This is a genomic window from Shewanella sp. 553 (assembly GCF_059338375.1).
Map to the genome: position 1 here is coordinate 2501955 of NZ_CM181701.1, position 13951 is coordinate 2515905.

5 protein-coding genes and 2 pseudogenes are annotated in these 13951 nt (G+C 47.7%); all 7 read left to right on the forward strand.

The annotated features are described in order from the left end of the window. Nucleotides 1–13 precede the first annotated feature (13 nt). The 7 genes and pseudogenes from AC5YBZ_RS11205 (at nucleotide 14) to AC5YBZ_RS11235 (ending at nucleotide 13921) form a co-directional block, all read left to right on the forward strand. Entirely contained in the window at nucleotides 14–1936 is a 1923-nt protein-coding gene (locus AC5YBZ_RS11205) for an OmcA/MtrC family decaheme c-type cytochrome (RefSeq protein ID WP_494542911.1), read from the forward strand. Between the two features lie 79 nt (nucleotides 1937–2015). Beyond that, nucleotides 2016–4164, forward strand: a pseudogene (locus AC5YBZ_RS11210) (OmcA/MtrC family decaheme c-type cytochrome). Between the two features lie 590 nt (nucleotides 4165–4754). Further along, nucleotides 4755–7008: pseudogene (locus AC5YBZ_RS11215) on the forward strand (OmcA/MtrC family decaheme c-type cytochrome). A gap of 371 nt (nucleotides 7009–7379) precedes the next feature. Then, nucleotides 7380–9440, forward strand: a complete 2061-nt coding sequence (locus tag AC5YBZ_RS11220; RefSeq protein WP_494542912.1) for an OmcA/MtrC family decaheme c-type cytochrome — start codon at nucleotides 7380–7382, stop codon at nucleotides 9438–9440. A gap of 118 nt (nucleotides 9441–9558) precedes the next feature. Further along, entirely contained in the window at nucleotides 9559–10506 is a 948-nt protein-coding gene (locus AC5YBZ_RS11225) for a DmsE family decaheme c-type cytochrome (protein ID WP_494521609.1), read from the forward strand. Between the two features lie 12 nt (nucleotides 10507–10518). Further along, nucleotides 10519–12618 carry an MtrB/PioB family decaheme-associated outer membrane protein gene (locus AC5YBZ_RS11230; RefSeq protein WP_494521391.1) on the forward strand — a complete coding sequence of 700 codons (2100 nt, stop codon included), beginning with the start codon at nucleotides 10519–10521 and terminating at the stop codon, nucleotides 12616–12618. Nucleotides 12619–12766: 148 nt separating this feature from the next. After that, nucleotides 12767–13921 (forward strand): sugar diacid recognition domain-containing protein, encoded by a 1155-nt coding sequence (locus AC5YBZ_RS11235; protein ID WP_494521390.1) that lies wholly within the window; start codon nucleotides 12767–12769, stop codon nucleotides 13919–13921. The last annotated feature ends 30 nt before the right edge of the window (nucleotides 13922–13951 follow it).

Genomic DNA, 13951 nt, shown 5'->3' on the forward strand with positions numbered 1-13951 from the left:
TTCCAAGGAAGAGATGATGAAGAAAATGACCTACCTTAACCGTTACGCTGCCACGTTAGCTGTGGCTTTTATCCTCAGCGCCTGTGGTGGTGATGATGGTGCCCCCGGTAAACCCGGAGAGCCTGGCGGCCCACCAGCAATGACGATCGATACCTTACAAATCGCTATCGATGATGTCACTATGCAGTCTGGTATTGCCACCGTTAACTACCGTGTCACCAACCAAGATGATCAACCGGTGGTTGGCGTGGCAAGCGCAACCTTTATTGCTGCGCAGTTGCTGCCCCAAGGTTACACTAACGCCGGCAATAGCTCACAATGGCAGTTTTTTACCTCACAAAACTGCCCTGCTAGGTGTGCAGGGGATTATGTCGACTATAAAAATGGCGACTACAGCTACACCTTCGATGCCCCATTTGATGGCATGAATGACATTAGTTACCAAGCAGGGGCGACTCAACGAATCGTCATAAAAATGGGCGGTGATAGCCTAGCCGATGGCACAGCCCTTCCCGTGACCAATCAACATCTTGATTGGCAAGCCCCCACTACAGGGCAAAGTGCAGAGCCCGCTTACACCCGCAATATCGTGACCATTGCTACCTGTAATAGCTGCCATAATGACTTAGCCTTTCATGGTAGTAACTACAACCAAATAGAAACCTGCGTCACTTGTCATAACGCCGATAGAGTCAGTAATCCTGACAATATTTTCCCACAGATGGTACACACCAAACACTTATCGGGCTTTCCTGGTTCTTTGGCTAACTGCCAAACATGCCATGTGGCTGATGATACCTTAAGTGAAAATCATAATTGGGCTCGGGTTCCGACCATGGAGGCTTGCGGTGCTTGCCACAACAATATCGACTTTAAAGCAGGCCAAGGACATCCAGCTCAAGCAGACAATGCCAACTGTATCGCCTGCCACAACCCAGATTGGACAGCCAATGTGCACAACGACGGTGGTAATGATGAGGCCCTAGGCCAGTTTGCAGCCAGCATCACATCAGCATCACTCAGTGGCGACACTGTCTCCTTTACCTTGAGTTTACGTAACCCCGCATCAGGTCAGATCTATACAGACAGTGCCAACAATCTTAACTTTGTCGCCGATCTACGTGTATACGCTAATTGGGGAACCAGTTTCGATTACGCGACACGTTCGCCACGCTCCATCCGCTTGCAAGAGGAAGCCCCCATCGCTGGTAGTAATGGCAACTATAGTTATCAAATTACTGGCGTCACGGTTCCAGCTGGCACTGAGATGGATTTAGGCGCCTTAGCCATACAAGGCAAAGTTTGCGCCGCCAATGGCGTATTAGGCGACTGTAGTGACACCACAAACAGTGAAGTTAACATCAAGTCGAGCCACCAATTCTTTAGCGCACAAGCACTAAGCGATAGCGGTCGACGAGTCGTGGTCACTAATGACACTTGTGGGAGTTGTCATGGCGATCAACAACTTAATTTCCACGGTTCACGCAATGATTTAGAAGGACAATGTCAGCTGTGTCATAACCCTAATATGGTTGCCGATGCCACCGATAACCCCTCTACCGCCACCGCCGATTACAAGCACCTAGTGCATGGGATACACAGCGGCCAACGTGAAGGTTATGAGTCGATTAACTATCCTGGAAACTTAGGTAATTGTGCGCAGTGTCATAGCCAACAAGCTGGCGTATTAACCGCAGCATTGCCACTGTATGCGGGCGTAAAACCACTGGCTATCGCGGGCGATTTGTACACCAGCCCTACCGCCGCCATCTGCAGCGATTGCCACGCCAGTGATAGCGCTACCAACCATATGGTGCAACAAGGCGCCGTATTTAAGGGTTCCTTAGCCGATGCCAACGCCGGAACAGAAAGCTGCACCACCTGTCACGGTCAGGACGCAAGCGCCGATGTACTCAAGGTTCACCCGATCAAGTAATGACGATGTGCGCTAGGTGCTCCCTCGTGCACATCTTGTTAGTGACTTTTGAAACGCACTATTTATGGAACGCATAATTATGGATATAAAAGCAAAAGGTACCCCATGGAGCGTTATCGCTCTGGCGTGTAGCACGTTATTAATCGGTTGCGGCAGTGACGGAGACGATGGCAAAGATGGCGTAGATGGCCCTATTGGTGTCAATATTGATTCAACATCGACCATCATGGCTGAATTTACCCAAGCCTCGATTGCCGATGGTATCGTCAGCGTTGACTTTAGATTAGAAAACGCCAATGGCGTTGCAGTGCTGGGCGTTTAACAAAGACTACGATATCCGTTTTGGTATCGCGCAACTGGCACCTGTCACAGAGACAATCGAGGGTGAGGTTTATGATAGGGGTTTGCAATGGCAGGCCTATATTAATACCTTGAAACAACCGGGCACACTGCCAGATGATGCTGCTGGGCTAAACCCATCGCCACAATATCAAGCCAATGTCGAAGCCGCCAGCAACTGTGAAGATTGCCTTGTCGACAACCTCGATGGTAGTTATCGCTACACTTTCCAACAAAATATCGCCAATGTAACCGAGCCGCTGACGATCACTTATGGCGCCGACAATACCCATAGAGTGACGTTAGAATTAAAACTTGATCAAGCAACGGCCAATGCCCATCACGATTGGCAGCCCTCAAGTGGCGCCACCGACGATATTCAAACCCGTAATGTGGTGACTATCGACACCTGTTATACCTGTCATCAGCCAGAAAGCTTGGCACTGCATGGCGGTCGACGCATCGCATTAGAAAACTGCGCCAGTTGCCATACATCAACTTCAGGCGATCCTGAAAGCGGTAACAGCGTCGACTTTACCTTCATGATCCATGCCATTCACAGAGGGCAAGACAGACAAATCAGCACCCCTGATGGATTAGTACCAGCCCCTTATAAGATTGTGGGTTATGGCGGTAGTTTACACGACTATGGCAAAGTCACCTTCCCGCAAAAGCCTGCGGCAGATTGTGCCTCATGCCATGTTGAAGGCGCTGGCGCTCCGGCGAATGCGGATCTGTTTAAAGCCGATCTGAGCAACACGGCATGTGTCGCCTGTCACAGCGAAAAGCCCTCACAAAATCATACTGATACCAACTGTATGGCCTGCCATAACGCCACCAATACGTACCCTGGTACAGGCAATGCGGAAAAACGCCATGGTGACGTATTACAAGCGTATGTTGACGCGGAAGCCATGGGCGTCAGCTTTAGTAATATCGGGCTCGATGCCAACGGTAAACTGACGTTTGATGTACAAGTAACCGATGCCAGTGGCGCACCTATTGCCAGTGAGTTTGTCGACCAAAGTACCCGAGTCGTGGTCGCGTGGGATACCGATAAGGATTACCCCGCTTATGAGGATGCCTCTTATCGCGAGCGCCGCATACGTTTATCTGAAGGCACCTATGATGCCGCCACGATGACTTACACTCTTATTGGCAGCAACTTTGATATACCTGCTGATGCTGATGGTAAAACCTTCGAGTTATGGTCAACCATTGAGGTCTGCTTTAACAATGGCGGCTATGGTGTGGCCCAAGTGGTCATGACAGCTTGTAGCGATAACACCCGCAGCGTTGCCGTTAAAGAGCCGCCTTATCAGTTTGTCTGGGCAGGCTCAGGCCTCGATGCTAACGCACAAACGACCATGCGCCGCAGTATTATCGACAGTGCTAAATGTCAGGGCTGCCATAATCAAGAAAATCATCACTATAACAACGGCTACAATTGTCAGACTTGTCACACCGCTGATAAAACGACCCGTTCTGACAGTGACTATCCAGGTGGCCAAAAATCCACTAGCTATGCCTTTAAGGCTCATGAGGCGCCAGGTCACTATCTCAAATATGCCGGAGTGCAATCTGGCACTGTCTTAAAAACCGATTGCAGTACCTGTCATACCGACAACGGTATTGCACTGGGCCGCGCAAGTGAGCGCGTATGGCGCTATGGCGACACCACTACAGGAGCCGATATCTGGGTATCATCAGATGCTGGTACCTGTTTAAGTTGTCACCAGAAATACCTCAGTGACGCTGGCGCCAGCCATATCGAAACCAATGGCGGGATTCTCGATGGTACTAGCGTGGATGATGTCAGAACCCGAGCGGCAGAAGCCTGTTCGACCTGCCACACCCCCACGCAATTGCGCTCAATACACGGTAGCTAGTGTAATAATTTAGTCTAATGAGTTAGCCGCGAGGGAACTCCTTAGCGGCTAAAGCCAATACCTTAGCGATTAAGTGTGCTAGCTGATTCAGGCTAAAAAAGAGATTAAATCCACAAAGGAGGCTTGCCCTCCTTTTTTATTGCCCGTCAACCAACGATAAGCTTCATCAATTAAAGTCATTAGAGTAGTCCCCTCCCCCCCCAACTGGCTTTGCAAAAAAATCTCACTCATCGTTCACTGAATCGTTAAAAGTGACGTGTCTACAATGCGATAGCATTTGCTCAGGACTTTTTACAAGTGCCGCTCAGCTGTTAATTTTTGTCTTTTGGACAGGGTTTAATTCTGCATCTTCCATTTATCTAATCCAATTCGACTACCTCTAAAGAAATAGTCAGATCTCAATCACATAAAGCAATTAAAACAACTGCTAAATCGCCGCAGCTTAGATAGCCTTAGAGGTGGAAATTTAATTCCACACACTAATTGAGTGTTTTACAAATTTATAAATAGAAACGGCTCTCAATTTTGAGGCCTGTTTTTAAAACAGAACAACTCAATAGTGATGATTAAAACTATTGCAGGGAATAATCATGATGAAAAAGTTCAATTTTAATGCGGCGACCAAAGCTGTATTAGGTGCAGGGCTTCTTTCTTTAGCACTTTCTGGTTGCGGCAGCGACGGTAAAGATGGTGAAGACGGAAAAGACGGCGTTATTGGCGTCAAAATCGATACAGCTAAAAGCATCAATGCAGTATTTACTAATGCCACTGTCGATGCTGGTAGCGTCACAGTTGATTTTAAACTCGAAAATGACAATGGCGTTGCCATTCTTGGGCTAACCAAAGATCACGATTTACGATTTGGTATTGCACAATTAACCCATGAAACTCGCATATTTGGCGAAGGTGATGATGCTGTAGAGTTCGATAGAGGATTTCAATGGCAATCCTATATCAACGCAGAAAAAGCGCCTAATCCAGATTGGATCCCTGACGGCGAAACCAACATCAATCCAACAACGCAGTTCCAAGCGAATGTTGAACAAGCCGCTAAATGTGACACCTGTTTTGTCGATAATGGCGACGGTACCTACAGTTATACCTTCCAACAGAATATTGCTGATGTGACTACCCCAGTCGCAGTCACTTATAATGCCGACTACACTCAGCGTGCCACCTTAGAGCTTGAACTAAGTCCTCTTGCAGCCAATGCAAACTTTGACTGGCAACCTTCATCAGGATTAACCGAAGGGATCCAGAGTCGCGATGTGGTTTCAATCGAAACCTGCTATACCTGCCACCAGCCAGAGAGTCTTGAGCTACATGGCGGCCGCCGTATTAACATCGAAAACTGTGCCTCTTGTCATACCGCCACATCGGGCGATCCTGAGTCAGGTAACAGTGTCGACTTTACCTATATGATCCATGCGATCCACAAAGGTCATGCAAGAACAACTTACGCACCAGACTCGACCGATCCTGTACCTGATGCAAACGGCAATATTCCTGCACCTTACAAGGTAATTGGTTATAAAGGCTCTGTGCATGACTATGGTAAGGTGATGTATCCCCAAAAGCCGGCAGCTGATTGTGCAGCGTGTCACGTAACAGGTGAAAGTGCACCAGCCAATGCCGATCTATTTTTGGCTAATCAAAGTAATACGGCCTGTATTGCTTGCCACACTACCATGCCTAAAAAATATCACGATCCTCAAAATGAAAACTGTATCTCTTGTCATATAGAAGAGGGTTACGCTAGAAGCGGGGCTGAAGCACATGGCGATGTGATGAAAAGCTATAATGCTAGCCAAGGCTACTCAGCTAAGTTCAGCAACATCAAGGTTACAGCTAAAGTATTAACCTTTGATGTGCAAATCTTAGATGATAAAGGTGAGCCTGTAGCCAAAGAGTTTATTGCAGACCCTAGCCAATACACGCCGTCAAGCATCTACTTCTCTTGGGATATCGACAAAGACTACCCCGCTTACAAAGATGGGAGTAAATACGGTGACCGCGGCTTTGCACTGAATGCCGCCAGCTATGATGCAACTACTAAAACGTTCAGCATAGATAGCAGCAACAGTACACTAAAGCTCCCTACCGATGATATAACAGGTGACTTAGCACTAGAAGGTAAGAGTGTTGAGCTATTTGCAGGCGTATCGACTTGCTTTAGAAAGGGAGGTTATGGCCGACCTGTTGTTGAGCCAGTAGCTTGTGATACGGTCGACGACTATGGTAATTCAGTCGTCACCAGCGCCTACATTCAAGATGAGCCTCTGCGCTTTACCTGGAATGATACCGACACCAGTGAACCTGCTAAGGCTCGCCGGGCGATTATCGATTCAACTAAGTGTATGGGTTGCCACAATAAAGTGATTGCTCATTACGATAATGGTGTCAACTGTCAAGCTTGTCATACTCCTGATAAAGGCTTAACTCAGTGGGGAGACATTGCACCTACAAGCTTTGCTTATAAAGCTCATCACGCTTCAGGGCATGATATGAACGCTAAATGGGGCAGCGGTCTAAAATCTGAGACAGTCATGAAAACAGATTGTACAACCTGTCATGCTGACTCAGGCGTTAAACTGAGGCCAAGCACCTGAGCGCGCATGGCGCTACCCTGCTTTCGATGGTAATGGTGAAATTTGGGTCTCATCTGATGCAGGTAGCTGCCTAAGCTGTCACCAAGCGCACCTAGATGATGCCGCTAAGTCTCACATCAAAACCAACGGTGGTATTTTAGATGGTAGCAATGCTGACTATGTAAAAGCTAATGCAGCAGAGACCTGCCAGACTTGTCATACACCAGCAAATATCATGACAATTCACGGTAACTAATATTGAGATAATGATGCATCCCTAAGTGATGAGTTAACTTCAATAACACCCCAAAGGGAGGCTTTGCCTCCCTTTGTTTTTTCAGTAAAACAATATAATAACAATGCAAACAATTGCGTTAAGCTAATGTAATACGCCTGTTTTTTTGTTCACCCTCATGCTTTAGCTTCCAATCTAACTACCTCTTTAGAAATAGAAAGATCTCGGTCACACATTAGACTATGTTCGGCAGATTTTAGCCGCTTGTTACGTTACGATTTCGGTGGGGATTTCTATTTCCAGCATTGACTTAGGTTGCACTACTTATAATGAGAACGGTTCAGAAAACTGACCATGCACTTAAGACGATGCCAAACCTATGCAGGGAAAATATGATGAACGTACAAAATAATAAGTTTAAGCTGCTTCTCGCAGCAGGTGCAGTCTCTATGGCTCTTAGTGGTTGTGGCGGCAGCGATGGTGACAACGGCAATCCAGGTAACCCTGGTGGTCCAGCTGCGCCAGCAATCAATACACTTAACCTAGACGTGAAAAGCGTCACCTATGACAACGGCACCCCAACGGTGACCGTATTTGCCACCAACGAAGAAGATTTACCTATCGTTGGTCTGCAAGATTTAGGTATTGTCGCCGCACAATTGACTCCTATGGGGGCGACTGGCGCAGGTAATAGCGCACAGTGGACTCGCATTGCTCGGGTATCTGGTGCTGACAACTACATTGACAACAAAGACGGTAGCTATCAATTTACCTTCGAAGTCGAAGGTTACAATCAAGAGCTCACACAGCGCTTTAACGTCTATGCAGGCGGTAAAGACTCTACGCTTGCCGACGGTGTAACGTCAGTGCCCCGCCGTGAAATCGTTGCAGACTTTGATGGCAACGGTTATCAAGCTAAGTACACTAAAGATATTGTCAGTCACCAAGCTTGTACTGCTTGTCACGCCGAAGGTGAACCGCTGACGACACGTCACAGCAGTTACTATACCCAAGAAACCTGTGCCACTTGCCATAGCAGCTCAATGTCAACTGAGTCGCAGTGGAACCACCTAGTTCATAACATCCATAACTCAGCAAAAAGCTTTACTGACAGAAAGGGTAAAGAGTATGACGGTAAAGCGGCTGAATTGTTAATTCAAAACAACTGTCAGGCCTGTCACGTAGAATCAGAAGAGCTTTCTGAATGGGGTAACTGGTCACGGGTTCCTACCATGGAAACCTGTACTAGCTGCCACGTCAATGTCGACTTTATGGCTGGTAAAGGCCACTCACAGCAAGATGACAACAGCAACTGTATTGCCTGTCATAATGCCAGCTGGACTGAAGAAATTCATACTGCCGATGCCATTCAAAAACGTGCCCTTATCGATTTAGTCGGTATGAACGCAACCCTAACTGCTGTACCAGCAGATATGAGTGCTAACATCACCATTAGCTTCTCTGATGAAGCCGGCAACGCGTTGGATGTCAGCAGTATCCTGCCTAAAATTAAACGGGTCGAAAGCATCACCAATGTCGGGCCCAACTACCCAATTATGGGTTACAACGCAAACCCCATTAATGGCGAGCACAAAGTCGCTATCGATATGATTAAGAACAGTGCACTTAACGGCGGCGCTCAAATCGTTGATGGCGCATTGGTTGTTAACACTGGCCCATTACCTTTTGGCACAGCAGGTACTGACACTGATACCGCCTTTAGTTTAATTGGCTTAGAGATGTGTACAGCACAAGGCAAACTTGTTGAATGTGCCGAAGGTGTTGCAACGGCCAGCATGAAAGCTGAGCTAACCCACGGTACATTATCGGGTGAAGCCCCAAGCACACGTCACATCAACTCGGTTAATTTTGCTGGCTGTGAAAGCTGTCATGGTGAAACCTTCGAGATCCATAAAGGTTATCACGCAGGTTTTGTCATGTCAGAGCAGTTAGGCCGTGAGCTTAATGGTGAAATCGTTACGGGTGTCGATGGCTGTGTGGCTTGTCATACACCTGATGGCACCTATGCAAGCGGCGCTAACAAAGGCGCACTAGAAATGAAACTGCATAAAACCCATAGCCATGGCGATTATGCCGCGGTTTATGGTATGAACTGCAGCTCATGCCATAACGACTTCAATACTCAAGCGTTCAAGCAAAAAGGCGCTTTAGCAACCTCTTCTCGTAAAGAGCAATCGACTGAAGATGAAAACAAAGATGGCGTCGTTGATGAAAAAGACCAAATCACCATATCTGCTTACACTACACCCATAGCAGCAACGTGTTATTCATGTCACAGCTACAGCGGTGACAAGTTTAAGAATCACGTTGAAGGCCAAGGTGCGATTGTAAATATGGAAAATAAAGGTGCTGTAAACGATGCCGCACAGCTAGAAACCTGTTTCTACTGCCACGCACCGGTTATCGACGATCACACGGCTGTGAAGATGTAATTTGCTCATCTCAATATGAAAAACGGGGGAGTCCTCTCCCCCATTTTCGCTACCATTTGTGCAAATTAGGAAGTCTATTATGAAAATCACCAATAAATTAACCCGCTTTATACCAGCAATGCTTGCTGCTGCGCTGCTCTCGTTTGGCGCCAGTCAAGCAACCGCTGCCAAGTGGGACGCCAGCATGACACCGGACGAAGTGGAAGCCACCTTGGACAAGAAATTTGCCGAAGGTGACTATTCACCTAAAGGCGCCGACTCTTGCTTAATGTGTCACCGCAAGTCTGAAAAAGTGATGGATCTGTTCAAAGGCGTCCATGGCGCAATTGATTCAAGCAAAAGCCCCATGGCGGGCCTACAGTGTGAATCATGCCACGGCCCAATGGGCAAACATAACAAGGGCGGCAAAGAGCCAATGATCGATTTCGGTCCTACCTCTAGCTTGTCTGCTGAAAAACAAAACAGTGTCTGTTTGAGCTGCCACCAAGACGATAAGCGTATGTCATGGAATGGCGGTCATCATGACAATGCCGATGTAGCTTGTGCCTCATGTCACTCAGTGCATACCGCCAAAGATCCTGTGCTATCAAAAAGCACCGAAATGGAAGTATGTACGAGCTGCCATACTAAGCAAAAAGCGGATATGCACAAACGCTCAAGCCACCCCATGAAATGGGATCAAATGGTGTGTAGCGATTGTCATAATCCTCACGGCAGTATGTCTGATGCGGATCTAGTTAAGCCCAGTGTCAATGAAACCTGCTACTCATGCCACGCCGAAAAACGCGGCCCAAAGCTGTGGGAACATGCACCCGTAACTGAAGATTGTGTTGCGTGTCATAACCCACACGGCAGCGTGAACGAAGGAATGCTCAAGACCCGTGCACCACAGCTATGTCAGCAATGTCATGCTAGCGATGGTCACGCCAGTAACGCCTACATGGGTAACACTGAACTGGGTTCTGAAGTGGGCACAAATGCCTTCACCGGTGGTCGCAGCTGCTTAAACTGCCACAGTCAGATCCATGGTTCAAACCATCCATCTGGCAAGCTGTTTCAGCGCTAAGGAGACGACAACATGAAATTTAACTTAAATTTAGTCACGCTCGCCCTCATCGCTAACGCCAGTGTGTTTGTGCCCAATATCGTGCTCGCCGATGGCTATAATATTCAACAGGCCAACACCAGCAAGGTGCAGCTAGACAAGTGGGAATGTAAGCGCTGTGACATTGAAACTGGCGTATCGGGCACGGTTGGTGCGGGCGTCGGCTATAACGACAGCGATGATATCCGCTCTGCCAATGCCTTTGCCGCAGAAAACGAGTTTGCCGGTAAAGTCGATGCCGATGTGAATTACGTCGGTACATCGGGCTACCGCGCCTCTGTCGAAGCACAAGACTTAGGCATGGAAAATGGTCGTTTAGAGGTGAATGCTGGTAAAGTTGCCCAGTACAACCTCAATTTGAATTATCGTCAAATTGCGACCTACAAAACCGACAGTGCCATGACCCCTTACCAAGGTATTGGTGGCGGCGATTTAACCTTGCCTAATAACTGGCAAACCGCCGGGTCAAGCCAAGAGATGAGCCAGCTTAACGCCAGCTTAACGCCGCAAGAGTTGTCGCTTAAACGTAAGCGCGCAGGACTTGGGCTGAGCTATCAAGGTGAAGAGTTATGGAGCGCTTACATCAAGTATCAGCGTGAAGATAAAACCGGGCTAAAGTCAGCATCTGGCAGCTTCTTTAATCAGTCGATGATGCTCGCTGAACCCGTTGATCACACCACTGATAACCTTGAGGCCGGCATTAAACTCAAAGGCGATAATTGGTTTACCGCGCTCAACTATTCAGGTTCGAGCTTTAAAAACCAATATAGCCAACTGACGTTTGATAACGCGTTCAACCCAACTTTTGGGGCGCAGACCCAAGGCACTATGGCGCTTGACCCTGACAACGAAGCCCATACGGTCTCGTTACTAGGCCAATATCACCTAGGGCAAACCGTGATGAGTGGCCGCGTTCACTATGGTCAAATGACCCAAGATCAAGCCTTTGTCACCTCAGGCTATGGTTATCAATTACCTGCAGAGTCATTGGATGCGCAGGTCGATATGAGTGGCGCTAATCTTAAAGTGGTGTCGCGCTTAAATCGTACTGTGCGTGTGAATGCCAGCTACGACTACAGCGACCGTGATAATCAAACCGAGATTGAGCAGTGGACGCAGATCAGCATCGACTCGACTAGCGGTAAAGTGGCTTACAACACGCCCTATGATATTACCACCCATCGCGGTAAATTGGGCGCTGATTTTCGTATCAGCCGCGGCATGAAGCTCGATGCGGGTTACGATTACCGTCGTGATGAGCGTAGCTACCAAGATCGTGAAACCACAGATGAAAATACACTTTGGACTAAGTTCCATATCAGTGCATTTAACAACTGGGATATGTGGATCAAGGGCAGCTATGGCGAACGTGATGGTTCTGAGTATCAAGCATCACAGTGGACTTCAAGCGAGTCGAACGACCTACTACGTAAGTACAACTTAGCTGATCGCAAACGCAGCATGGTCGAGGCTCGTGTGAGCCACACGCCTATCGATGCGCTGACTATCGATCTAGGTGCACGCTACGCTCTGGATGATTACAACGACACCCAGATTGGCTTAACTGAATCGACCGATCTTAGTTACGATATCAATGCCAGTTACTTGATCACCGACGACATGATGGTTAACGCTTTCTATAATCGTCAAAATATCGATTCGGATCAGTCAGGTAGCACCAACTTTGGTGCCGCTAACTGGTTTAGCCAAATCGAAGATCAAGTCGATGTGGTGGGTGCGGGCTTTAGCTATAACAATCTGTTAGAAAATAAACTGCGTCTAGGCGTAGATTACACCTATTCAGATTCAAGCAGTAATACCCAAGTCACTCAAGGCATAAGCGGTGACTATGGCGATTACTTTGCCAAAGTGCACAACGTCAATGTCTATGGTCAATATCAGGCCACCGAAAAAATGGCCCTGCGTCTTGATTACAAGATGGAAAACTATCAAGACAATGACCCAGGCAATAGCATCGCTCCCGATGGTATTTGGAATGTGGTCAGCTTTGGTAGCAACAGCCATGATTACACCGCCCATTTGGTGATGTTAAGCATGAGCTATAAGCTATAAGTGTTATCGCTTCATATAAAAAACCCGCTTAATTAGCGGGTTTTTTTATGCCCGACACCACAGCAATTAACAAAAGTGCGGTGCAGATCTAGTGCCACTCACCAATTTACCGTAAGCTCATGTAAAACCATAACCGCGTAATAATTCTGTGTACCTTTTAAACTCGCCGCTCGCACAACAGATTGTCGATCGCACCATGGTGATTATCGGCCACAATATTAATGTGATGAATAACCAAGGGGTTATATTAGGCTCTGGTGACAACAATCGTATTGGTTCTGTCCACGAAGGTGCCTTGCTCGCCATTAGCCAAAATCGCACCGTTAAGATTAATCACGGCACCACGGCTAGCCTACAAGGGGTAAAACCTGGCATCAATTTACCCCTGCACTACCAAGGTGAGATCATCGGAGTGATTGGCATTACCGGCGAGCCCGAAACCCTGATGGCCTTTGGTAAATTGCTTAAGATGAGCGCCGAGATGATTGTCGAGCAAGCCAACTCTATCGAGCTTGCTCAATGGCAAAACCGCCAGCAGGAAGAGTTTATTCTGCAACTGATTAAGGGCGAATATCAGCAGCTAGGGCAACTGAGCGACAGAGCCCAACGTTTGGGCATAGATTTAACCATGCCCCGGGTCGCGGCCGTCATTCAAGTGCAAGAGGACAGCACTGAATCGAGTGCTAAATCGCTACTGAAACAGGTACTAAACCTATTAGAAACCCCCTCACGCGGCAACCTTATCGCCATGACCTCGATGACAGAACTGGTGATCCTCAAACCCGCCTTTCTCGATGGAAAACAGTGGCGCGCCGAACTTGAAAGCCAGCGTATCGATCAACTGCTCAAGCGTATACCGCCAGAGATGAGCGCCCAGCTTAATATCGCCTTGGGGCATTATTTTCCTCGTCCAGAAGATATTCACCGCTCCTACCAAACCGCCAAAGAGACCCTAAAATTTGGCATGCAGATGCACCCTACACGCCATAAATACCTATTTGAAGATTATGCACTGCTGGTAATGTTATCTGGGCTGCAACAGGATTGGCGGGGTCAGCAACTGCTCACCCCTTTTCAAAAGCTGGTCGACCAAGACAATAACCAACAACTGCAAAAAACCCTCGCCGCCTACCTAAACCATTTTGGCGATCAAGGTGCCTGCGCTAAGCAGTTGTATATTCATCGCAATACCCTGCGCTATCGGCTCGACAAAATAAGTCAGATAACAGGCGTCGAGCTGAGTAACCTTAACGGCTTACTGCAGCTCTATCTGGGTCAAGCGCTATTCACCTCGCGCACCTAAGCTTCAGGGGCTGGGAGATTCAGGATGATG